Annotated in this window: 24 protein-coding genes, 1 other RNA gene and 1 pseudogene; 9 read left to right on the plus strand and 17 right to left on the minus strand. The window is 56.5% G+C overall.

The genetic code is table 11. From position 1 onward, the window contains the following. Positions 1-330: 330 nt before the first annotated feature. The 13 genes and pseudogenes from PG062_RS14895 to PG062_RS14955 form a co-directional block, all read right to left on the minus strand. A pseudogene (locus PG062_RS14895) lies at positions 331-492 on the minus strand (IS3 family transposase); the annotation flags it as partial. A 111-nt stretch (positions 493-603) separates the two neighbouring features. Beyond that, positions 604-1,434: an energy-coupling factor transporter transmembrane component T family protein gene (locus PG062_RS14900; protein ID WP_270752880.1), complete on the minus strand. Its 831-nt coding sequence runs from the start codon at positions 1,432-1,434 to the stop codon at positions 604-606. Continuing rightward, a complete protein-coding gene (locus PG062_RS14905; protein WP_270752881.1) occupies positions 1,424-3,148 on the minus strand; it encodes an ABC transporter ATP-binding protein in 1,725 nt (574 codons plus the stop codon). The genes PG062_RS14900 and PG062_RS14905 overlap by 11 nt, the downstream gene beginning before the upstream one ends. 113 nt (positions 3,149-3,261) lie before the next feature. Further along, on the minus strand, positions 3,262-4,026 hold the full coding sequence (locus PG062_RS14910) for an ECF-type riboflavin transporter substrate-binding protein (protein ID WP_514130912.1): 765 nt from the start codon (positions 4,024-4,026) through the stop codon (positions 3,262-3,264). Positions 4,027-4,069: 43 nt separating this feature from the next. Next, on the minus strand, positions 4,070-4,387 hold the full coding sequence (locus PG062_RS14915) for a DUF2651 family protein (RefSeq protein WP_081733101.1): 318 nt from the start codon (positions 4,385-4,387) through the stop codon (positions 4,070-4,072). A gap of 24 nt (positions 4,388-4,411) precedes the next feature. After that, positions 4,412-5,080: a DUF6320 domain-containing protein gene (locus PG062_RS14920; protein ID WP_270752883.1), complete on the minus strand. Its 669-nt coding sequence runs from the start codon at positions 5,078-5,080 to the stop codon at positions 4,412-4,414. Further along, positions 5,077-6,333: a phthiocerol/phthiodiolone dimycocerosyl transferase family protein gene (locus tag PG062_RS14925; RefSeq protein WP_270752884.1), complete on the minus strand. Its 1,257-nt coding sequence runs from the start codon at positions 6,331-6,333 to the stop codon at positions 5,077-5,079. Before PG062_RS14925 ends, PG062_RS14920 begins: the two co-directional genes overlap by 4 nt. A gap of 33 nt (positions 6,334-6,366) precedes the next feature. Then, positions 6,367-7,344, minus strand: coding sequence for an alpha/beta hydrolase (locus PG062_RS14930; RefSeq protein WP_270752885.1), 978 nt, complete (start codon positions 7,342-7,344; stop codon positions 6,367-6,369). Positions 7,345-7,379: 35 nt separating this feature from the next. Next, the gene (locus PG062_RS14935; protein WP_270752886.1) at positions 7,380-8,315 is read right to left on the minus strand and encodes a hypothetical protein; all 936 of its coding nucleotides are present in this window, start codon (positions 8,313-8,315) and stop codon (positions 7,380-7,382) included. A 154-nt stretch (positions 8,316-8,469) separates the two neighbouring features. Next, positions 8,470-8,850, minus strand: coding sequence for a hypothetical protein (locus PG062_RS14940; protein WP_117998218.1), 381 nt, complete (start codon positions 8,848-8,850; stop codon positions 8,470-8,472). Between the two features lie 66 nt (positions 8,851-8,916). After that, positions 8,917-9,114 carry a hypothetical protein gene (locus PG062_RS14945; RefSeq protein ID WP_270752887.1) on the minus strand — a complete coding sequence of 66 codons (198 nt, stop codon included), beginning with the start codon at positions 9,112-9,114 and terminating at the stop codon, positions 8,917-8,919. 24 nt (positions 9,115-9,138) lie between these two features. Beyond that, on the minus strand, positions 9,139-9,369 hold the full coding sequence (locus PG062_RS14950; protein ID WP_270752888.1) for a hypothetical protein: 231 nt from the start codon (positions 9,367-9,369) through the stop codon (positions 9,139-9,141). 6 nt (positions 9,370-9,375) lie between these two features. After that, positions 9,376-10,164, minus strand: a complete 789-nt coding sequence (locus PG062_RS14955) for an IclR family transcriptional regulator (RefSeq protein ID WP_270752889.1) — start codon at positions 10,162-10,164, stop codon at positions 9,376-9,378. A gap of 315 nt (positions 10,165-10,479) precedes the next feature. On the opposite strand from PG062_RS14955, the gene eda reads away from it, so the two are divergent. From eda to uppS, 6 genes are all read left to right on the plus strand, one after another. Next, on the plus strand, positions 10,480-11,442 hold the full coding sequence (gene eda / locus PG062_RS14960; RefSeq protein ID WP_113999781.1) for a bifunctional 4-hydroxy-2-oxoglutarate aldolase/2-dehydro-3-deoxy-phosphogluconate aldolase: 963 nt from the start codon (positions 10,480-10,482) through the stop codon (positions 11,440-11,442). A 72-nt stretch (positions 11,443-11,514) separates the two neighbouring features. Continuing rightward, the gene (locus tag PG062_RS14965; protein ID WP_270752890.1) at positions 11,515-12,540 is read left to right on the plus strand and encodes a sugar kinase; all 1,026 of its coding nucleotides are present in this window, start codon (positions 11,515-11,517) and stop codon (positions 12,538-12,540) included. Between the two features lie 495 nt (positions 12,541-13,035). Next, on the plus strand, positions 13,036-14,034 hold the full coding sequence (locus PG062_RS14970; protein WP_270752891.1) for a biotin--[acetyl-CoA-carboxylase] ligase: 999 nt from the start codon (positions 13,036-13,038) through the stop codon (positions 14,032-14,034). Positions 14,035-14,237: 203 nt separating this feature from the next. Then, positions 14,238-14,783: a biotin transporter BioY gene (locus PG062_RS14975; protein ID WP_270752892.1), complete on the plus strand. Its 546-nt coding sequence runs from the start codon at positions 14,238-14,240 to the stop codon at positions 14,781-14,783. 141 nt (positions 14,784-14,924) lie between these two features. After that, positions 14,925-15,395, plus strand: coding sequence for a Holliday junction resolvase RuvX (ruvX, locus tag PG062_RS14980; protein WP_113999785.1), 471 nt, complete (start codon positions 14,925-14,927; stop codon positions 15,393-15,395). 15 nt (positions 15,396-15,410) lie between these two features. After that, positions 15,411-16,136, plus strand: coding sequence for a polyprenyl diphosphate synthase (gene uppS, locus PG062_RS14985; RefSeq protein WP_113999786.1), 726 nt, complete (start codon positions 15,411-15,413; stop codon positions 16,134-16,136). Between the two features lie 79 nt (positions 16,137-16,215). Here uppS and PG062_RS14990 read toward each other — a convergent pair whose 3' ends face one another. Continuing rightward, positions 16,216-17,022 carry a peptidylprolyl isomerase gene (locus PG062_RS14990; RefSeq protein WP_270752893.1) on the minus strand — a complete coding sequence of 269 codons (807 nt, stop codon included), beginning with the start codon at positions 17,020-17,022 and terminating at the stop codon, positions 16,216-16,218. Positions 17,023-17,221: 199 nt separating this feature from the next. On the opposite strand from PG062_RS14990, the gene PG062_RS14995 reads away from it, so the two are divergent. The 3 genes from PG062_RS14995 (at position 17,222) to PG062_RS15005 (ending at position 18,735) form a co-directional block, all read left to right on the plus strand. Beyond that, positions 17,222-17,560, plus strand: a complete 339-nt coding sequence (locus tag PG062_RS14995; protein WP_113999788.1) for a DUF1292 domain-containing protein — start codon at positions 17,222-17,224, stop codon at positions 17,558-17,560. A 19-nt stretch (positions 17,561-17,579) separates the two neighbouring features. Continuing rightward, positions 17,580-17,789: non-coding RNA, 6S RNA (ssrS, locus tag PG062_RS15000), on the plus strand. Positions 17,790-18,021: 232 nt separating this feature from the next. Next, positions 18,022-18,735: a thioredoxin domain-containing protein gene (locus tag PG062_RS15005; protein WP_113999789.1), complete on the plus strand. Its 714-nt coding sequence runs from the start codon at positions 18,022-18,024 to the stop codon at positions 18,733-18,735. 83 nt (positions 18,736-18,818) lie between these two features. On the opposite strand, the gene ilvD is transcribed toward PG062_RS15005, so the two are convergent. From ilvD to ilvN, 3 genes are all read right to left on the minus strand, one after another. Continuing rightward, positions 18,819-20,477 (minus strand): dihydroxy-acid dehydratase, encoded by a 1,659-nt coding sequence (gene ilvD / locus PG062_RS15010; protein ID WP_270752894.1) that lies wholly within the window; start codon positions 20,475-20,477, stop codon positions 18,819-18,821. Between the two features lie 956 nt (positions 20,478-21,433). Then, positions 21,434-22,453, minus strand: coding sequence for a ketol-acid reductoisomerase (gene ilvC, locus PG062_RS15015; protein ID WP_113999791.1), 1,020 nt, complete (start codon positions 22,451-22,453; stop codon positions 21,434-21,436). A gap of 128 nt (positions 22,454-22,581) precedes the next feature. Continuing rightward, positions 22,582-23,190: an acetolactate synthase small subunit gene (gene ilvN / locus PG062_RS15020; protein WP_113999792.1), complete on the minus strand. Its 609-nt coding sequence runs from the start codon at positions 23,188-23,190 to the stop codon at positions 22,582-22,584. Positions 23,191-23,201: the final 11 nt, after the last annotated feature.

Raw genomic sequence — 23,201 nt, forward strand, 5'->3', positions numbered from 1 at the left:
GGGCGCAGCGGCGGGTTCAGCGCCCCGCGCGGTGGGGGCGGCGGCTTCCGTGCCGGCGGCGGTTCCACCCGCGGCGGCGGTGCCGGGCGCAGATAACCCTTTTGCCCGTTGAGCAGGTTTGAAGGGCCCCAAAAAAATTAGGGCAATACCGCATAATTCTAAGTGCCGATACGGCGAGCGAGGTGCGGCAGCTGCTAAGCCAAAAGCGCAGATAATACTTTGTGTATTATCGAGCATTTTGGCAACGCAGATGCCGTGCCGCAGCCGCCGGAGCGGTGCTTAAGCCGTAAGGCGGGAATTGTGCGGTGTTGCCTTAGACAAAGACAAGAATTAAGTAACCTGAACGGTCTGAATCCTGTATTGCACAGGGTTCAGGCCGTTTCGTTTTAATTGAATTCGGCGGTCGATGCAATCGGCAATCGTCTTTTCAAAATTCTCAGCAACAGCGTTATCCAGACAAGTTCCTTTTCGAGACATGCTCTGCGTAATGCCTTCCTCTTGGCATACCAAAACACCCCATTTGTTAGACAGTAATACCATACTGTCTAACAAATGGGGTGCAGTTCAATTGGCAGACGGGGCTTTTATGGTTTTATTTATGGATCATACGAACGGGTTATAGAACCGGCCGTACCGGATGGTAACAAACAGGCTGACCAACAGCAGCGCTGCGCCAAAAGCCAGGGCGGCAAAATCCCGCTTGGCAAAGGGGCGCTGGGTGTACCAGGTGCGCTTGCCATTTTTGCCAAAGCCACGCAGCTCCATGGCGTTGCTGATGGTATCAATGCGGTTCAGGCTGGTCAGAATCAGCGGCAGCAGAATACTGACCGAATTCTTGAGCCGTGCAAAGAACGGTTCGCTTTTGCCCAGCTCCACGCCGCGGGCCTGCTGGGCCTGGCTGATGCTGTGGTAGTCGCGCTGAATATCCGGGATATAGCGCAGCGCAATGGCAACCGAGTAGCCAACCTTATAGGAGATGCCGATGCTGTTCAGGCTTGCGGCAAACTCGCTGGGGTTAGTGGCGGAAATAAACAAGATAGCCACCGGCAGTGCCACAAAGTATTTGAGCGAGATATTGACCATGTAGAACAGCTGCTCCGCCGTTACATCATACCGCCAGAACAGATGGAACAGCACATGCCGCGTGCCGTACAGCGTGGTGCCCTGGTTGGGGTCAAACAAAAAGATGAACAGGTTATTCAGCAGCAGGAATACCAGCATAAAGATCAGCATAAACCGCACTTCGCGCAGTTTGATGTGGCTGAGCTTGAACGCTGCAAAGCTGACGGCCATCAGCCCCAGCAGCACCCAAGTGTTATAGGTGATCATGCTGGCAAAGGTAAACAGCAAAAAGAATGCCAGCTTGGTGGTGCCGGTCATTTTGTGAACAACGCTTTGGCGCGGCAGGTAATTGAGCACGGTATTAGCAGCCATGTGTGCGCACCTCCCTGTCTTCATGGATAAAGCGTTCTACAAAATCTTCCGCCGGGGCAATGCCGCAGCGGTTGGCAAGGGTAAACAGGCTGGTTTCTTTCAGCGCAGCCTGCTCGATGAGTTCAGGGTCACACAGCACGGCAGCAGCGCTGCGGTCGGCAATCAGCTGGCCATCACAGAACACCAATGCGCGCGGGGTGTATTCCAGCATCAGGTGCATATCGTGGGTGATCATCACCACGGTCACGCCCTGCTCGTTCAGCCCGCGCAGAAACTCCATAATGTCGGTATAATGGCGGAAGTCCTGCCCCGCGGTGGGTTCGTCCAGAATGATCAGTTCCGGCTGCTGCACCAGCACGCTGGCAATGGTTACACGCTTTTTCTGGCCAAAGCTCAGTGCGGAAATGGGCCAGTTGCGGAAGGGGTACAGCCCGCAAACCTTCAGAGTATCCTCCACCCGCTGGCGGATCTGTTCCTGGGTCATATCGCTGCCCTGCAAGGCCAGCGCAACTTCCTCAAAGATCATGGTTTTGGAGATCATCTGGTTGGGGTTCTGCATCACATAGCCAATGTGCTGGGCGCGGCGGCGGATGTTATCCTGCGCCAGGTCACGGCCATTCAGCAGCACCTGGCCCTGCTCCGGGGTCTCGAACCCGCAGATCAGCTTTGCCAGGGTAGATTTGCCCGCGCCGTTGCGCCCCACAATGCTGACCATCTCACCTTTGCCGATGGAAAAGCTGATGTCATGCAGGGTGCTCTGCCCCTTGGTATAGCCAAAGCCAAGGCCGCGCACTTCCAGCAGGCGCTCCGGTGCGGGGCCGGGTTCCGGCAGCGGCAGGGCGTGGAACCACTTGTGCAGGCGGGCGGTATCGGCATCATCCAGCACCACGGTGTCCACATGGGCAGGGCGCTTTTCCGGTGTGATGGCAATGCCCGCATAGCGCATGGCCGTCAGGTACAACGGCTCCCGGATGCCGTTTTCGGCCAGCATATGGGTGGCCAGCAGCTCGTCCGGGCGCAGGTCAGCCAAAATAGTACCCTCATTGACCAGGATGATGCGGTCCACATTGCGCCACAGCACATCCTCCAGCCGGTGCTCAATGATCAGCACGGTGGTATCGGTCTTGTGCTGGATCTCATCGATCAGCTCAATGGCTTGCTTGCCGGTGGCAGGGTCCAGGCTGGCAAGGGGTTCATCAAACATCAAAATTTTAACCTGATCCACCATAACGCCCGCCAGGCTGACGCGCTGCTTCTGCCCGCCGGAAAGCTCATGCGGGGCATGGTCCAGGCGTTTTTCAATACCCACCAGCTCTGCGGCATGGCGGGTGATCTCGTGCATTTCCTTTTGGGGAACACAGCTGTTTTCCAGCGCAAAGGCAATGTCCTCGCCCACCGTCAGGCCGATAAACTGGCCGTCCGGGTCCTGCAGCACAGTGCCCACATGGGCCGAAAGCTCAAAAATGCTGCTGTTGGGCGCATCCACGCCGTCTACCGTCAGGCTGCCGGTGCATTCGCCGGGGTTAGAAAACGGGTTCAGCCCGTTGATGCAGGCCGCCAGCGTGCTTTTGCCGCTGCCGGAAGGCCCGGCGATCAGCACACGCTCACCGGGGTAGATATCAAGGTTGATATCATGCAGCGTCGGCTTTTTCTGCGCACGATACTGGAAGGAGAAGTTTTTGAATGAAATAATGGGGTTTGTCTGTTCAGACATGGGCATGGTACCTCAAAGCAAGATATTCCGGTGCCGCCTTTCCCAACGGCAAAGCAGCAAACAAAAAAGCCTTTCCGCAAACCAAAGGCCACGGGAAGGCTTTGCGATAGCAATTATTCTTTATCCAAAGAGCCTTTCTTGGCAATGGTCTTGGTGTAAGCCAGCACCAGCAGGCCGCCCACGACCACAGCAGTAACGCTGTTGGAGATACCGGCAAACACGCCCTGTGCAAACACCTTTTTGACAGGCTCCGCATAAATCAGGATGTCCAGCACGGGAGCAACCACGATCCAGCCGATCATGTTGGCGATCACGTTGGCCAGCGCAAACACGCCAACCTTCTTTTTGTTAAAGTCGCCTTCCTCAACATGCAGCTTTTTGGTGAACAGGCCCACCACAACGCCGACAAAAGCGGAGGTGATGACCCAGCTCCACCATGGGATGCCGCCCCAGGACAGGTCGATCAGAGCATGGCCGATGAAGCCGATCAGGCCGCCGGCAACCGGGCCGTACATAGCGGCCAGCAGGGCCAGCACTGCATACTGCAGGCTGATGTTGGTGTTAGGCACCGGGCTGGGGATTGCCACAAAACGCCCCAGCACAAAGAACAGTGCTGCGCCGATACCAACGGCGACAACGGCCTTGATGCTATTGTTGTTTTTCATAATTCCGCACTCCTTTATAATATTACAAACGATCCCCTTGGAACCTGCCGCAAAACGGCATGGCCCAAAGATATGGTAAGTATACGCCCGGTTAAAACCGCTTGTCAATGGGCAAAAACCGCAGTTTGCGCTATTTGGACCCTGCCTGCGGCAATTTGGGCGCACAACCGGCAGCAAAAAGCCCCGTTTTGCCGGGGCAAAGCGGGGTATCATTTTGCAAACACAAGTTTGCGTGGGCAGTTTGGCAAATGCGAAGTTATCTTTTTCCTAATGGCAATGCTATTAAATTTCCCAATAATGCAATAACAGCATATCCAACTACATAAACCCATGCACTTGAGTTATAAAATATAAATATAGATGGCGCAAACATTATTGCTACAATCAAAATATACCAGAAGTTAAAACCATTCCTAATCCCATAAAAAACAGAGGTTATTAAACATATTAGAGGAATAATTACTAACATAACAATCATTGCACTTCCTGTGTTTTTTATAAACCAAGGAACGATATAAAAATCTATCAGCAACAGTAGGTAGAAAACCATGTTCTTTTTTAATTTATCCATCATATCATCATCCTTTCAAATTCCGATTTACAGGTGCAGGCGTTTTTCAAACTCTGCCAGCAGACTGCGGCCCTTGAAGATGACCAGCCCCAAAAAGGTGATCATGCTGATGACCAGGCAGATGACCCAGGCCAGCGGCGGGCGCACGCTGTGGCGCAGCGTTAAGCCGATATACGGCACCACGCCCACCACAATGTTCAGCAGCAGGTAAACCAGGCCGTTCTCGGTAAAGCGGCGGTTGACAAAGGCAAAAATGAAGTTCAGCACCAGGGTAACGCTGCACAAGATCGGCACAATGGCGTCAATGGCAATGCCGTTCCACCCGGCGTAATAATCCGCAAAGGTCACGATCAGCGAAGTGCCGATCAAAATCTGGAACAGCAGCTTCGGGGCGTTGCGGCCCTGGCGCAGCAGTGCGCGCAGCAGCAGCACCCCCCCCACCGCGCCGATCAGCACCAGCAGGCTCCAGTGCATATGCCTGCCTTCGATCATGATGTAATCCACCACGCCGCAGATGACCGCCGCCCCCAGCAGCACAAAGGCAGCGATGCGGTAAAACAGCGATGCCTGCCGCGCAGGCGGCACCACCTTGGGGTAGCGGTCCGGTTCCGGCGTGCCGACAAGGGGGTTCTGGCACAGCGGGCAGTACTGTGCGCTGCCGCCAACCTGGATATGGCAATGGGGGCAGGTTTTCATTCTCCATCCACCTCCGTTGCATACAGTGTAATATCCAACCCTTCGGCAGAAAGGCGGCGGTAAAAGTTTTTCAGCATCTCGGTGCTGCGGAACGCCCAGGTGGTGCCCAAAACCAAATCATCCCCATAGGAACAGACCGTGGTGAACGCGGTAGTCGAACTGCAGAACGCCGTAAATCCTTTGATATAGGGCTGCAGCTCTTTTTGCAGTGGGATGCGCCCCATGTTGGAGATGGTCAGGGTAACTTTTTTGGCTTCCAGCGTATTGAACAGGTTGACCACCGCGTTTTTGATAAAGAGCGGCACCAGTTTGATACCGGGCATCTGTTCCAGCTTTTCAAAACCGTCCATGCGGGCCTTGACCCGCTCGTCCTTCAGGGCTTCCCGCAGTTTGGCGTCAAAGCCTTTGGCCAGGGTTTCCAGCGTTTCGTCCCCCCGGAATACCCAGCTGATGCGGATGGAGTTGAAAAAGTTGCGGGCGGTCTCGGTTCCGTAATAGCTGCGCAGGTTGACCGGCAGGCTGACCGAGATGACCTTGCCGCGTTCCAGCGCCGGCATTTCCTGATAAGCCGCCAGCATCTGGGCAGCGGCCAGGTAGCTGGTCATCGTTACCCCCATGGCGCGGGTCTTGGCCAGCACCTGGGCGGTAGAAAGGTGGGCTTCAAAAAACTGGGACTGGTCATACGGCAGTTTGCGGCCATGCAGGTGGAAAGACTTTTTGCGGTTCAGCGGGTCTTCCTCCGCCGCTTTGGACGCCGTATAGTACTTGCGGAACGCATCCTGGGCCGATTCGCCCTTGCTGGCGCGCTCTTCTCCGGGAACATTGGCCAGTTCGGGATTTTTCAGCTGCAAATAATTGTGCACCAGCGTTTTCAGGAACACCATCCCGCCGTTGCCATCGCTGATGGCGTGGAACATTTCCACATTGATGCGCGCGCCGTAATAGCTGACGCGGTACAGCAGTTCGTTTTTGATCTGCGGGCCGTACAGCATGGCACAGGGGGCCAGCGTTTCCGGCACCGCCTGCGGTTTCAGGTTGGTGGATTCAAAATAATGCCAGAACAGCCCACGGTGCAGCGTGACCTGGAACTGCGGGTTTTCCCGTGCGGTCTGTTCCAGGGCCTGATTCAGGCGGTCGGGGTCCACATCCTCGTTCAGGGTGCAGCTGACGCGGAACACCCGCGGGTCCCGCCGGTTGATGGACGCCAGAAATACTTTGGCGACATTATCGACTTTATACCAGGTTTCGGGCAAATGGCAGCCCTCCTATCCGGCGGGGTTCCGCCGTTACAAAATTTTCTGCACAAAGCGGCCAACGCTTTCCATGGCCTGTGCGGCATGGGGGATCGGCATCTGCTGGAACACATGCCAGCATTCGGGGTATACCTCCAGCACGGCGTATACTTCCTGTTCCGTCATGGCTTTGGCAAGGTTGATAGAATCGGATTTCAATATTTCGTTCGTTCCCACCTGGATCAAAGTGGGCGGCAGCCCCCTTAAATCCGCAAACAGCGGCGAAAGGCTGGGGTCCTCCCATTCCAGGGTGCTGTTTGCTCCGCGGTAAGCGGTGCGGCAGGAATCAATATAGTCGTGTGTCAGCATGGGGTCCAGCGCGGCACATTTCTGATAGGATGCCCCCTGCATCGTCATATCGGTCCAGGGGCTCATCAGCACCAGGGCACACGGCTGGCTGCGGCCCTGGGCCTTTACGGCAAGGGCCAGTTCCAGCGCCAGGTTGCCGCCCGCCGAATCCCCGGCCACGATCACATCCCGCGCGCCGATGCCCATATACATCAGGTAGTCCCAGACGCGCAGGGCATCGTCAATGGCGGAAGGATACGGTGCTTCGGGGGCAAGGCGGTATTCAAAGCTGAGTACATCGCACCCGGTGGAAAGCGCCAGTTTGCTGGCCAGCACGCGGGCATAGCCCAGCTGGCCGCAGGTGTAGCCGCCGCCATGGCAGTATAGCACCACATGGCGGCGGTCATGCCCCTGGTTCATCCGCACCCACTCCGCCGAAACATTGTTGACGGTGATGGGCGTGGTGTTGATCAACAGGTTGGGGGTAACCAAACGGCCAAACAGCTCCTGGGCGGCACGCTGGCGTTCCAGGTCCTCCGGCTGGGTAGAGCCGGTGCTGGTCACGCTGTGCACCGCCTTGATGGCTTTCATCATGGGGGTCAGGTCATCTGTCTCCGCGGCCTGTTTGCGGGCGTTGCGCAGGCGGTGCAGACGTTTCAGGGGAATACGTTTTTTCTCCTGCATAGAGCGTTCCTTTCCTTGGGGGTCAGTGGGTGGATTCAAATGCCGATTTTGGCCCGCAGGCGCACCCACAGGCTGCGCAGCAGCGGCGGGCGGGCGGCAGGCAGGCAGCAGAGCCGCCACACAGTTCGGTTTTCCGGCATGCGGCCGCTGCGGGTGTATTTGTGGTAGAGCACCGTCAGCTGGCGCATTTTCGCCTTGCCGGGCAGGTGCAGCACGCAGACGGGGTCGCAGCAGTAGTTCGTGGAAACATAATAAAAATGCCCGCCCAGCCAGTACCGGAACACATACGCGTTGGCGGCCCGCACGGGCTTGCCCGCCAGCTGGCTGCGGTAGGCCGCAGCATCCAAAATAGCTTCGTCGCCGTCCTGGCTGCGCACGCCGGTCTGCTGCATCCGGTCAAACACATTGCGGCATTCGGCCATAAAATCCTGCAGCCGGGCCGTGCTGCCCGCCACGAACTCGCCGCCAAAGTGGGTCAGCACATGGGGAGCGCCCTCCGGCCAAAGTTCATCATAGGTGTGGGAGATGCGGGCCGTCATGGGCTGGCTGGCCGCATGGGGCACCTGATACAGCAGCACCGCTTCCGCGGCTTCGTGCCAGATATCCTGATAGCCGCGCTGGGTAAAGGTATCGGAATCCAGCATCAGGTAGTTTTCGTAATGCTCGGTTTCGAGCAGATACTGCATGGCGCACAGCTTGTAATACGCCAGGGACCAGTCTAAATCCGCTTCAAAGCGGTAGTTGTCAAACGGACAGGCGATTACACGGATGCCCGCCTGGGACAGCTGCGCAGCATAGGGTTCCGGCACAGCGGTGTTGGTCACAAGGGCTGCATCGCAGTTCTGGTTTTTCTGTTTTGCGCTGACAAGGCTGACCACAATGCAGCGGTAGAATACCTCGCTGCCCAGGTTGGCATTGCTGCCCTCGCGGTAGCCCTCCAGTGTGGCAAAGGCTGTAAAGATCAGGTTCATTCCATTCCCCACTTTTCCGGGAAGTTCCGGCCGCCTTACCGCATTCCCTTGTTGTCATCTTTTCCTATTATTTTATTATAGTCCTGTACGCAAGGCTTGTCTATTATTGTTGTACATTTGTTAAGCATTGGTCTACAAACTGGAAGTTATCGCTTTACTTTTGTTGTATCTTAGCCAAAATACTTTCTATTACAAGTGTTACTGTTATAAAGGCTCCTACAAGGGTATAGTAGTTTAAGCCATACATCAATGGCAAAAGAGAAATAACTACCGTAATAATGGAAAGGACAAACAATGCTTTGAGAACACCTTTCTTCTTCAATGAAAACAATGAAAGTAAGAAGATGGCAACAGTAAGTGTGGCTGTAATAAGTGGAGCAAAATTTGCATAGCCAAACGGTGTAAGGCTAAAGTATGAGAATGTTTCTTTTACTCTTTCTGTTGGAGATGTTGCAAAAATACAAACTGCTCCCAAGGGTAATAATTCTAACACTATTGTTAAAGCTGGCAAAACCGCTAAGCAGACTTTCTTCATGTTGTATATCTCCTTTACAAATCCGAAGTTGTCGGAGTGAAACTCCGCCATTTCACAAACGCGAACTTACCATTTCCCTTTGGCAATTCGTCCGCCGACCAAAATGACAGAAAAAATAGCGGCGAAAAACAGGAACGCAAGCCAGATTGGACTTAGTACCCATAACCATGACCATGAAATCAAACCCATTGCTTTTAGCACAACAAAAATCAAAGTCAAGGCAACTACGGGGTCTGTTCCTGAGCGTCTTGATTTCTTCTCCATACACTTATCACCTCGGAATCCCAATTATCGTGCCCGCATAAACCCGCAGCAGCCCAACTTTTCAAGCTCCACAAATCCCAGCGATTGATAAAACGCCACGGTTTTGGGTGTATTATCCGTTACCAGTTGGATTTGCCGGACATCCGCATACCGTTCCAGCACCGTCATATTTTCCGTGTATGCGGTCCAGCCCACCTGTGTGTAGAGCTGCCAGATTTCGTCTTTTTGGAATTCTGTGTATTCTTTTATCTTCATGTTTCTTCACACACCCTGCACTCCAAGGTCGCGCAGGATGTCGGCGCGGGTTTCCAGCGCAAGGGAAGCAATGCGCCGGATGCGCTCCGGCGTCATGTAGGGGGCAAGGCCGCTGATAGAGAACGCGCTGTCCGCCTTGCCACCGGGGCCGGGTATGGCCAGCGCCACGCAGCGGATGCCAAGCTCGTTTTCCTCATCGTCAATGGCATAGCCGCAGGCGCGCACCTCGTTCAGCTGGGCGCACAAAGCAGGCAAATCGGTCACAGTGCGGCCCGTCAGCTTTTGCGGGTTGCTGTGCCGCCACACATCCTCCACCTCTTCTTCGGTCAGGGTAGCCAGGATGGCTTTGCCCACACCGGTACAGTACAGCGGGCTGCGCAGCCCCACCCGGCTGGACATCCGCATGGGGCCGCTTTCCGTTTTATATATGTACACGATATCCTGTGCATCGCGGATGACCAGGTGCACCGCTTCGCCGGTGCGCTGGGCCAGGCGTTCCAGGTGTACCTTGGCAACGCTCATCACATCCATGCTGTTGACGATGCCGGAAGAAATTTCAAACATCTTTAAGGTCAGGCGGTACTTGCCGGTTTCGCCGTCCTGTGCGGCATATCCCAGGCTGACCAGGCTGCCCAACAGGCGGTGGGTTGTGCTTTTGGCCAGGTGAGCGTCTTCCGCCAGGCGCTGCAAACTGGCTCCGGCCGGGTGGGCGGCCAGCACTTCGATCAGCTCAAAAATGCGCGCAACGCTCTGCACGCCGCCCTTATCAGGATTTTTTACGGTTTGATCCTCCATAACGCATCCTCCGCAAAAATTAACAAAAAATTCATAATTTATAGCTTTGCCCGGTTCTGCTCCCATCGGGCCGGAATTGTTCCGCATTGTGGAATTAAGTATACCAGCAAACGGCGTTTTTCGCAAGTAGCATCCCACAAGGCGGAACCCCCTCAATATTGCCAAAAAAGGCTCCGCTCTGACTGGTAAAATTGACCGATTGACGGCGCGGCGCAAAATTTGTATAATAAATTCAGCAAATTGCGGAACGGTGTTCCACCATAAGGAACCGCTTCACAACTGATGTAAACTTTGTTAATGTAAGGAGAATGCGTTATGAATTCTGTCCTTGAGCGCGTTTACGAAATTGGTATCATCCCCGTTATCGCTTTCAACAGCGTGGACGAGGCTATTCCTCTGTGCAAGGCTTTGATGGATGGCGGCCTTCCGGCTGCTGAGGTCACCTTCCGCACCGCATGTGCTGAAGAGTGCATCAAGAAGATTCACGAAGAACTGCCCAATATGCTGCTGGGTGCCGGCACTGTGCTGACCGTTGACCAGGCTGACCGTGCTATGGCTGCCGGTGCTTCCTTCATCGTTGCTCCCGGCTTCGACCCCGAAGTCTGCAAGCATGTTATCGACAAGGGCGGTATCATGATGCCCGGCACCGCCACCTCCGGCGAGATGCAGCAGGCCATGAACATGGGCTGCGAAGTTGTTAAGTTCTTCCCCGCTGAAGCAAACGGCGGCGTGGACAAGCTGAAGAACATCGGCGCTGCCCTGAAGACCTGCAAGTGGATGTGCACCGGCGGCGTCAACGCCAAGAACGTGAACAACTACCTGGGCTACAACCAGATTATTGCTGTCGGCGGCACCTGGATGTGCAAGTCCGACAAGATCAAGGCCGGCGCATGGGATGAGATCACCGCCATGAGCAAAGAGGCTGTCAACGTAATGCTGGGCCTGGAACTGGGCCACATCGGCATCAACTGCGCTGACGAAGCCGAAGCTGCCAAGACCGCCGAGACCATCGGCAGCCTGCTGAGCATGGCTGTTAAGCCGGGCAACTCCAGCATCTTTGTTGGCAAGAAGGAATTTGAGATCATGAAGAAGCCGGGCCGCGGCACCCATGGTCACATCGCCATCCTGACCAACAATGTTGACCGCGCTATCTATCACCTGAGCCAGCGCGGCGTCAAGTTCGATATGGACAGCAAGAATGTTAAGGACGGCAAGACCATCGCCATCTACTTTGCTGACGAAGTTGCCGGCTTCGCCATCCACCTGGTTCAGAAATAATCTGTTGCCACTGTGCAGCAGGTTTGCGCCTGACGGCGCGGTATATTTACAATAAATACAAGGAGTTTCAATATGAAAGTCGTTACTTTTGGCGAACTGATGATCCGTCTGCAGCCGTTCAACTACGAGCGCTTTGTTCAGGCCAACAACCTGGAATTCACTTTCGGCGGCGGCGAAGCTAACGTTGCTGTTTCCCTGGCAAACTACGGCATGGACGCTGTCTATGTGACCAAGCTGCCCGCACACGCCATTGGTCAGGCCGCTATCAATAGCCTGCGCCGTTACGGCGTTGACACCAGCAAGATCGTCCGCGGCGGCGACCGTGTTGGCATCTACTTCAACGAGAAGGGCGCTTCTCAGCGTGGTTCTGTCTGCATCTATGACCGTGCACACTCTGCCATCCAGGAAGCTTCCACCGCTGACTTCGATTGGGATTCCATCTTTGAGGGCGTGGATTGGTTCCACTTCACCGGCATCACCCCGGCCCTGGGCCCCAATGTTGTTGACATCTGCCGCGAAGCCTGCAAGGCTGCCAAGGCTCATGGCGTTAAGATCAGCTGCGACCTGAACTACCGCGGCAAGCTGTGGACCCGTGAGGAAGCCCGCGCTGCTATGACCGACCTGTGCCAGTACGTTGACGTCTGCATCTCCAACGAGGAAGATGCTAAGGACGTGTTCGGCATCGAGGCTGAGGCCACCGATATCTACGCTGGCGAGATCAACCGCGAAGGCTACAAGAGCGTTTCCAAGCAGCTGGCTGACAAGTTCGGCTTTGAGAAGGTTGCTATCACCCTGCGTGAGAGCCATTCTGCTTCTGACAACGGCTGGAGCGCCATGCTGTACGACGTTGCTTCCAACGAGTACTGCTTCAGCAAGAAGTACGAGCTGCGCATCATCGACCGCGTTGGCGGCGGTGACTCCTTCGGCGGCGGCCTGATCTACGCCCTGCTGAACGGCAAGACCACCCAGGAAGCTGTTGAGTTTGCTGTTGCTGCTTCCGCTCTGAAGCATTCCATCGAAGGCGACTACAACATGGTTACTGTTGCTGAGGTCGAGAAGCTGGCTGGCGGCGACGGTTCCGGCCGTATCCAGCGCTAATTTTCCGCACAACAATTTCCCGTATCTTACGGTTTACCTTCCTACAAAAGAGGTTCGCTTTGGCGGATCTCTTTTTTTGTTTGGGTGGTTTTTGTTTTTGGGGGAGGGGTGTTTTGATGTTTTTTATTTCAGCAATTTTTTCAGCAATTTTTCAGGCAGCGGGCGCACAATGTGCGCCCCTATGGGTGGGATGTGTATTCAATGCCCATTGCGCATTATAAATCAATCTGTAGGGCGGGATGCCTCATCTCGCCGCGGAGAATTACCATTTACAACAAACGCTGCAAATTACCTGCAGGGGACGACGCTCGCCATCGTCCCACCCGCCGGGTCCTGCCATATCTCCTACCGCCAAAACTCGCAAATCTCTTTCCCCCTCTCATCTACGCGCCTTATTGTAAACCTCAACCCGCCCTCTCCGTTGACATTTCATTTTTTCCCGCGGTATACTATACTTCAGTTTGCGCAAACTTTTTGGGGAAAGGCGGTTACGGCATGTCAGTCAAAGCACAGGTCCTCAGCGCGCTGGACGCAGCGCGCGGGCGGTATATCTCCGGGCAGGAACTTGCCGACCAGCTCGGCGTCAGCCGGGCCGCCATCTGGAAAGCCGTCACTGCCCTGCGTGCGGACGGCACCCCCATTGAAGCCATTACCAACCGCGGCTATGCTCTGCCCCACGGGGCAGACCTGCTGAACGCGGACGCCATCACAGCGCTGCTGGCCCCTGCCGTTGCGCAGGCGGTACAGATCACTGTGGTGGACCGCCTGCCCGGCACCAATGCGGCGCTGCGCACCCAGGCCACCAACGGCGCGCCGGAGGGCCTTGTGCTGATTGCCCAGGCCCAGTCCGCTGGGCGCGGGCGGCGCGGGCACAGCTTCTTCTCCCCGCCGGGCGGGCTGTACCTGAGCATTTTGCTGCGGCCGGCATTCAGCACCCGCCAGTCCCCGCAGATCACCGCATTGGCCGCAGTTGCCGCTGCCCGTGCAGCGGAGCAGCTGTGCGGCACGCCCATCCAGATCAAATGGGTGAACGACCTGTGGAAGAACGGCAAAAAGGTCTGCGGTATTCTGACCGAAGCCGCCGTAGACCTGGAATCCGGCATGCTGGATTATGCCGTGCTGGGGCTTGGTTTCAACCTGGTTCAGCCGTCCGGCGGCTGGCCCAAGGAGCTTGCCGCGGTGGCGGGTTCTCTGTTTGATTCTGCCCCCGCCCCCGGTGCCCGCGCGGCACTGGCGGCAGCGTTTTTGAACGAGTTCTGGGCGCTGTACCACACCGGCCTGCGCGGCAGCTGGCTGGATGATTACCGCCGCCGCCAGGCCCTGACGGGCCGCCATGTGACCCTGATCCCCAACGGCAGCGAACCGCGCGGGGCTACGGTGCTTGGCATTGACGATGACTGCCGCCTGCTGGTGCGCTGTGATGGCGACCTTGCCCCCACAGCATTCGGCAGTGATGAGATCCGCGTGATTCCAGAGTTGGGCGCACTTGCCTGACGTTCCGGCATTGCATATTAAGGTGTATCTGAAAACAAAGAAAATGACGGATATTTCGCAAACACAAGCAGGATTTAAGGCAAAGAGCCGCAGGAATCCTTTGTGGATTCCAAGGTTTTTTAACGCAAAATCCGGCTGTGTTTGTAGAAATAAGCTAAATTTTCGACTTTTTAGATACACCTAAGAGAGTGAGGAAAGTTATCATGAATACAACTGCTTCCAACGCCCGCCTGCACAAGATGGTGGGCTGTGCCCTGTTTGCCGCCCTGACCGCTGTTTGCAGCCAACTGGCTATCCCTATGCCGTGGGGCGTGCCGATCAATCTGGCACTGTTTGCCGTGTACATGGCGGGCACCATGCTGGGCCCCGTATGGGGTGCCGCCAGCCAGCTGGTTTACCTGCTGCTGGCCGCTGTGGGTGTTCCCGTTATGGCCGGTATGCAGGGCGGCCCCGCTGTTCTGCTTGGCAAAACCGGCGGCTATGCCATCGGCTACCTGCTGGCCGCGCTGATTGCCGGTGCCTTTGCCGCCAAGCTGCCCCGCAAGTTCGGCTGGCTGGCCTTGGGCTGCGTGGTTGGCTGCGCCGCCTGCTATGTGCTGGGCACCATCTGGTTTATGGTGCTGACCGGCCTTGACCTGCCCACCAGCCTGACTTACTGCGTGATTCCCTACCTGCCGGGCGATGTGATCAAGATTGTCCTGGCCAGCCTGCTGACCATCCAGCTGGACAAGCGCATGCCGAAGATCTGAGCTTATCTTCTCCCATGTTTTCTGCGCACCCCTTACTGATAAGGGGGTGCGCTTTTTTTGCTGCCTACCTGCCGCGCTTTATTGCACCCACTTCCTGCACATGGTATAATGGTTACACTACACAAAACACGAGGTACGCCAATGAAATGGATCGCTGTTGATTACGGGGAGCGCCGCACGGGGCTGGCGGTATGTGATGCTTCGGAGCTGATCGTTACGCCTGTTACCCCGCAGATTGAGGAAAAAAGCCTGAACAAAGTAGCGGAGGCTGCCGCCGCTGCCCGGCTGGCCCAGGGGGCTGAGGGCGTTGTGTGCGGCCTGCCCCGCAACATGGACGGCACCGAGGGTTCCCGCTGCGTAAAAAGCCGCCGCTTTGCCGCGCGGCTTGCCACTGCCTGCGGGGTGCCCGTTGTGCTGTGGGATGAACGCCGCACCACGGTAACGGCGGCAGGCATTCTTTCGGCCAACAGCACCTTTGGCGCAGACCGCAAAGCTCGGCTGGATTCGGTTTCCGCCGCAGTGATCTTGGAAAGTTTTCTGGCATGGCGCAAAGCCCACCCCGGCGAAGAACCGCCGGAGGTTGCCGCGCCCACTGCCCCGGAGCAAGCATAACAAGGAGGTTTTCCCATGCCTGAAGCACTTACCCGCATCCCCACCCATGCCGCCATTATTGTGGACGGCAACCGCCGCTGGGCCAAGAACCGCGGCCTGCCCGCCAGCTTTGGCCACAAGGCCGGTTTTGACCGCCTGAAAGAGATTACCCGCTATGCTGTGGGTGACTGCGGCATCAAGGTGCTGAGCCTGTATGTTTTTTCCACCGAGAATTTTGCCCGCGATGCCAAGGAAGTTGGCTACCTGATGGACCTATTTGCCAATAACTTCCGCACCATTGCCGAGGAAATGAACGAGCGCGACTGTCAGGTACTGTTCAGCGGCCGCCGTGAAGGGCTGCAGCAGCGCGTGCTGGACGCTATGGACTACATGATGGACCTGACGAAGGACAACAAGACCGGCATTGTGAACTTCTGCCTGAACTATGGTTCCCACGCCGAGCTGACCGATGCCATGCGCGCCATTGCCGGTGAGGTGCAGAACGGCACTCTGGCCCCGGCTGACATCAACGAGCAGACGATTGAAAGCCACCTGTACCGCCAGCTGCCCCCTGTGGACTTTATGATCCGCACCAGCGGCGAGGAACGCATCTCCAACTTCCTGCTGTGGCAGTGCGCCTATGCGGAGTTCTATTTTACCCCGGTGCTCTTCCCGGATTTCACCAAGCAGTGCTTTGATGAAGCCCTGGCCGAATACGCCCACCGTGACCGCCGGATGGGCGGTAACACCAAAAAGAAATAATCACACAAAAATATCCCACAGGTTTTGGCTGATATGCCATGAAACCTGTGGGATATTTTTTATTGGGCTGCATATTCTATTACTGGGCGCTGGAATCCGAAGCCGCACTGTCGGCGGTATCATCGGCGCTGGGGCCGGGGTAATTATCAATGGTTACCTTGTAAATGGTAACGGTGCTGTCTTCCTGCGGGTGGTAGGTATCGGTTTCGTCCTCATTCTTCACCGTAGGAACACAAGCAATCTGATCCACCACATCCATGCCCGCGTACACCTGGCCAAACACGGTATCGGTGTTATCCAGGTAGGGCAGCCCGCCCGCCGCGGCATAGGCGGAGACCTGCTCATCGGAATAGCCGTTATCTCGCAGTTGCTGCTGCATGGTTTCATCCACGCTGTTTGGCAGGGCTGTGACAAAATAGAACTGGCTGTTGCCGCCCGTCACCTCGCCGCCCTGGGCAAAGGCCGCGCAGAGCGCACCGGCATAGTGGCGCAGGCTGCTGTCCGCTTCCAGCGGGTAGGGGTTATTGGACCAGATGGTCGCGCCGCCGCTGCCCGTTCCGCCTGCATCACCGCCCTGCACGGCAAAGCCGTATTGGGCGCGCCAGATCACCGTATTATCATAGTAGCCGCTGCGGGCCAGGCCCACAAAATTCTGTACCGCCATGGGGGCAGCGTCCGGGTAAAGCACAGCGCGCACCTCGCCAAGGGAAGTGGAAAAGATGGCGATAAAATCCCCGTCAGACGGCTGGGCAAACTGGCGTTCCCCGCTTTCCACTGCGGCGCGCTGCGGGGCTTTATGGCTGGTTTCCGCGCCGGAACAGCCGCACAGCAGCAGGGCAAAAGCCAGCGCCGCAGCCAGCACCGCGGTATGGATGAGTCGTTTCATGGGCATACCCCCTTGGACAAAAATACTGCAATAAATCTTTTTACGGCTCAGCGAATTTATTCAATATATAGAATATTATATCACAGATTTGGTGAAATGAATAGCTTGACGTTTGAGGAAAAACACGGTAAACTAGATACAGACAAAACGAGGGGAAACAACAAAATATGCCCCTTTTTGATGACAGGAGAAACTGACCATGGCAGATGAACTGACCCCTGAAATGCTTCAGGAAGCACAGCCGGATCTTTTGACCCTTGAGGACGAAGACGGCAAGGAATGCACCTTTGAAGTGATCGACGCGACCGAAGTAAACGGCACCCGCTACCTGGCCGTGATCCCCTATCAGGAAGATCCCGAAAGCCTGGACGAAGAGGCCGAACTGATTCTGATGCGGATCGGCACCGATGAGGCCGGTGAATATATGGACATTGTGGATGACGACGAAGAACTTTTGACCGTTGGCAAAGTGTTTGAAGAGCGTCTGCGCGCCATGTATGACATCGACGATGACGATGTGGAAGGCCAGCCCTCTTAACCGCATCGCAGCACTTAGCTAAACCCTGCGTGGTTCGATTTGTTGCAGCTTTATATAATCCTACTAATCAATCTTTGGGAGCCCGGATTTGTCCCCCGCCGGATCGCAGACCTCCCGCCCCGTGTATACACGGCAAGCGGAAGAAGGGAGCGTGATTGCGGGTGCAGGGCACCCACCTGCCATATAACGGTAGGTTTTGATTGGCTGCAGACGGCCGCGCGGGATTTTTTGTACACCTTACAGGGGAAGGGAATGCCTTTCCCCTTTTTTTTCGCGCTGCTACGCTGCGCGAAAATGAATAATTCATAATGAATAAAGAATAATGTTGGTGGACCGCCTCGCGTTGCTCGGCTCAAGAAATGCGGCTTGGGCCTATCTTTAATATGCGTGCGTGGCACGCATACCAGCATTATTCTTTATTCTCTATTCTTTCTTAATTTTATCGAAAGGTTGTTGTCGTTTTGGGTAAGCAGATCAAAGCGGGCGAAAAGCTGCCGTTTTTCAAATACGATACCCCGTACAGCGCGGCCAACAGTTTCCGCCAGCTTTTGGCGGAGCATGCACCGCTGGTACTGGTGTTCATGAGCAACTTCGGCCACCCCATCACCCGCACCTTTGTGGGTCGGTATGCCGCCACCTATGACGAGCTGACCGGCGGCAGCCTGGCGCTGGTGGTGCGTTCCCGCGCGGACCGCCTGGCCCGCAGCGTGGGGCCGGATACCCTGCCTTATCCTCTGCTGTGCGATGCGGACGGCGTTCTGTATGACCTGCTGGATATTCCCACCCGCAGCGGAGCGCTGAGCACCTACAGCCTGGAAGCATGGCAGATCATGCGGGATGCCAAGCGCCGCGGCTATCACTCGCCTGCCAACGGTCAGCAGCAGCTGCCGCTGACCCTGGTGCTGGACAAGGACGGCACGGTGCTGTTCAGCCATTACGGTGCCAGCCTGACCGATGTTCCGGCGGACTGCGGTGCGGCCCAGTCCTTGTTGGAAGATCTGGACGTAGCCAAGCCGGTAGATGTGGACGATGCCGATGTGACCATCTATGCGGACCCCGGCGCAGCGCCGGATATTCCCGGCCTGACTCCGCATGTACATGAATACGCCCAGCCGAACCTGGGTGAAACCGGCGTGTTCAGCGTGTTTGACGACGCCTATAAAGACGAAGAGTAAGCAAAACAAAACCCGCGCCCCTTCCGCTGTGTTGTACCACAGCTGGCAGGGGCGCGGGTTTTTATTGCTTTATAGGGTGTTGTTTACTGCATCACTGCGCCCAGGTTGGCGGAAGCCACCATGCGGGCGTAACGGGCCAGCCAGCCGGACTTGACGTTCGGCTCCGGCTGAACGTAAGCAGCCTTGCGGCGTGCCAGCTCTTCATCGCTGACGGCCAGATGGATGGATGCTTCGGGGATGTTGATCTCGATGGTATCTCCTTCTTCAATCAGGCCGATGGGGCCGCCGGAAGCAGCCTCCGGGCTGACATGGCCGATAGCAGCTCCGCGGGAAGCGCCGGAGAAGCGGCCGTCCGTGATCAGGGCCACGGTGGTGTCCAGCTTCATGCCAGCCAGTGCGCTGGTGGGATTCAGCATCTCACGCATACCGGGGCCGCCCTTGGGGCCTTCGTAACGAATGACCACCACATCGCCGGGTACAATCTTGCCGTCATAGATGGCCTGGATGGCGGTTTCCTCGCTGTTAAACACGCGGGCCGGGCCGGAGTGGACCTGCATTTCCGGTGCAACGGCGCTGCGCTTGACCACACAGCCGTCCGGGGCAATATTGCCCCACAAAATCTGCAGGCCGCCGGTCTTACTGTAGGGATTCTCGATGGAGCGGATGGCCTTATCGTTCATGATGTGGGCACCGGCGATGTTCTCGCCCAGCGTTTTGCCGGTAACGGTGGGAACATCCAGATCCAGCAGCCCGGCCTTAGCCAGCTCTGCCTGCACAGCGGGAATGCCGCCAGCAGCGTACAGATCCGGCATGTGGGTGGGGCCTGCGGGAGCCAGGTGGCAGAGGTTCGGGGTCTTAGCGCTGATCTCGTTGAAGAGCTTCAGGTCAATGGGCACACCGGCTTCGTAAGCGATGGCCAGCAGGTGCAGCACCGTGTTGGTGGAGCAGCCCAGGGCCATATCGCAGGTCAGGGCGTTGCGGATGGAGCGTTCGTTGATGATCTGGCGGGCGGTCACATTGTTCTTGACCAGATCCATGATGGCCATACCGGCCTTTTTGCCCAGCTGCAAACGCTTGGAGTAAACCGCCGGGATGGTGCCGTTGCCGGGCAGGGCAATGCCGATGGCCTCGCACAGGCAGTTCATGCTGTTGGCGGTGTACATGCCGGAGCAGGAACCGCAGGACGGGCAGCAGTTGCAGGTGCAATCTTCCAGCTGGGCGTCATCGATCATGCCGGCCTTGTAAGCGCCGACAGCTTCAAACATTTTGGAAAGGCTGACTTCATCGCCGCCATAACTGCCAGCCAGCATGGGGCCGCCGGAACAGACAATGGCGGGCACATCCATGCGCACAGCGGCCATGACCATGCCGGGAACGATCTTATCGCAGTTGGGCACCAGAACCAGGCCGTCCAGCTGGTGGGCCATAAACATGGTCTCCACACTGTCGCAGATCAGCTCGCGGGAGGCGAGGGAGTACTTCATGCCGATATGGCCCATGGCAATGCCATCGCAAACACCGATGGCCGGAACCAGCACCGGGGTGCCGCCCGCCATGCGGATGCCTGCCTTGACGGCATCGGCCAGCTTATCCAGGTTCATATGGCCGGGAACGATCTCACTGTAAGCCGAAACCACGCCGATCAGCGGGCGTTCCAGCTCTTCCGGGGTGTAGCCCAGGGCATAGAACAGGCTGCGGTTTGGGGCGCGCTCCGGGCCTTTTTTAACGTTATCACTTCTCATATTTTTCTCTCCTTTGCAGCGGAAAAAGGGCATGGTTCTTTTTAGGGCAATACCGCATAATTCTAAGTGCCGATACGGCGAGCGAGGTGCGGCAGCTGCTAAGCCAAAAGCGCAGATAATACTGGATGTCTTATCGAGCATTTTGGCAAAGCAGATGCCGTGCCGCAGCCGCCGAAGCGGTGCTTAAGCCGCTAGGCGGGAATTGTGCGGTGTTGCCTTAGGGGCAATCTTTGCTGTTTATAGTATCGCACAAATACCAGAAACAAGCAAATAAATTCATGTCCCGGAACGGTCGCTACGCCCGCGGGCACGTTTCGGAGGCCCGCAGGGCAGCACCCCGGCTCTTAGGCTGGAGATAGACCGTTCTCTATGGCAATACCGCATAATTCTAAGTGCCGATACGGCGAGCGAGGTGCGGCAGATGCCAAGCCAAAAGCGCAGATAATACTGGATTTCTTATCGAGCATTTTGGCAACGCAGATGCCGTGCCGCAGCCGCCGGAGCGGTGCTTAAGCCGCAAGGCGGGAATTGTGCGGTGTTGCCCTATAAATAAATTTTAGTTATCTCGCGAGGAACCACCCCTCAGGCCGCTTTGCGTCCAGCTCCCCTCCAGGGGAGCCAATATCCTGCCTTAGGTCGTGCCTGGCTCCCCTTTGAGGGGAGCTGTCTGCAACGCAGACTGAGGGGTGGTTCCCCGCGCAGAGCCTGAAACTAGCAATAGATTCATGTTTCGGAACGGTCAAGACCGTTCCCTGCAAATCGGGCTTATGGTATGCAGCTGCCCCCGTAGGGGGCGCACATCGTGCGCCCGCGGCCTTAACATGACAGTCACACCAGACAAACACAGGGCGGCCATGCCCCGGAACATCCGGTTTCCCGGCTGCCAGAGGGCTGGCCGCCCCATGTTTATGCCCGCAGATGCAGGCTAAATATTACGTCAGATGTCCGGAATTCGATTACTTCTTCATCCAGCTCATCATGCCGCGCAGTTCCTTGCCGACCTTTTCGATCAGGTGCTCGGACTGCATACGGCGCTGTGCCAGGAAGTGGACCTTGCGGCCGCCCTTCGGGCTCATCTCGGTCAGGAACTCGGAAGCGAAGGTGCCATCCTGGATCTCGGTCAGGACCTTCTTCATCTCCTTGCGGGTTTCCTCGGTGATCAGGCGCTTGCCGGTGCGGTAGTCGCCGTATTCAGCGGTGTTGGAGATGGAGTAGCGCATCTTGTCAAAGCCGCCCTCGTTGATCAGGTCAACGATCAGCTTCATCTCGTGGCAGGTCTCGAAGTAAGCCATTTCCGGTGCGTAGCCAGCTTCCACCAGGGTGTCAAAGCCAGCATGGATCAGCTCGCAAACGCCGCCACAGAGCACAGCCTGCTCGCCGAACAGGTCGGTCTCGGTTTCCTCCTTGAAGGTGGTCTCCAGGATGCCTGCACGGCCGGCACCGATGCCGGAAGCGTATGCCAGGGCGATCTCCTTTGCCTTGCCGGTGTAATCCTGCTCTACGCAGATCAGGGACGGGCAGCCTTCGCCTTCAGTGTACAGGCGGCGGACAATGTGGCCGGGGCCCTTGGGAGCGATCATGATAACGTCAACATTTTTCGGGGCAACAATGGTCTTGAAATGGATGTTGAAGCCGTGTGCAAAAGCCAGTGCCTTGCCCTCGGTCATGTAGGGGGCAACCTGGCTGTTGTAGATGTCAGCGCACAGTTCATCGGGAACCAGCATCATAACAACATCGCCGGCCTTGGCAGCCTCTTCAACTTCCATCACCTTAAAGTTTTCATGGGTTGCAGCAAACTCGGATGCCTTTTCCCAGTGGGCAGAGCCCTTGCGCAGGCCGACAACAACGTTCACGCCGCTTTCAGCCAGGTTTTCGGAATGGGCATGGCCCTGGGAGCCAAAGCCGATAACAGCAACGGTCTTGCCGTCAAGCACGCCGAGGTTGCAGTCGGAATCATAATACTTTTTGATTGCCATGATAATTTCTCCTTTGTTTTGTTTGTATGGTTTGTAAAAATAAAAACGTATCTATCTTCAACCCGCCGCCGGGGATTCCTGAAAGGGCTGCGGGCCAAATGCAAGTTCGTTGAACCGCAAAAGCTGCTTTATTCTTCGTCCTGCGGGCAGTGGGTGCCGGGCAGCGGCAGCTGAGCGGCGCGTACTTCCTGCGGGGGCTTTTGCATGTGGGGATGCTTGCCGCCGCGCTCCAGCGCGGTAATGCCGGTGCGGCACAGTTCCAGGATATCGTATCCGCTGAACATTTTCAGGAAGGCGTTGATCTTTTCCGGGCGGCCGGTCAGTTCAAACACCATAGAGTCCGGCGAAAGATCAATGATCTTGGATTTATAGATCGTAGCGATTTCCCGCATTTCGGCACGCTCGGCGGTGTTGCAGGCCACTTTCAGCAGCAGCAGTTCCCGCTGCAGGCTCTTATCCGGGGTCAGTTCAAATACCTGGCGAGTCACTTCCAGCCGCTCGGTCTGTAAAATCAGCTGGCTGATGGCGGCATCGTCGCCATGCAGGGTAACGGTAATGCGGCTGACCGCCGGGTCGTTGGTGGCGGAAACCGTCAGGCTGTCAATGTTGAAGCCGCGGCGGCAGAACAGGCTGGACACGCGCGCCAAAACACCGTTATGGTTATCCACCAGCAGACTGATGACCCGCCGGGGTGCCGTTGTTGCGGCAACTTTGTTCGGATTTTGATTTTGCTGCATTGCGTGCTGCC

Origin of the sequence: Gemmiger qucibialis (assembly GCF_027689445.1) — a bacterium.
GTDB classification, from domain to species: domain Bacteria; phylum Bacillota; class Clostridia; order Oscillospirales; family Ruminococcaceae; genus Gemmiger; species Gemmiger qucibialis.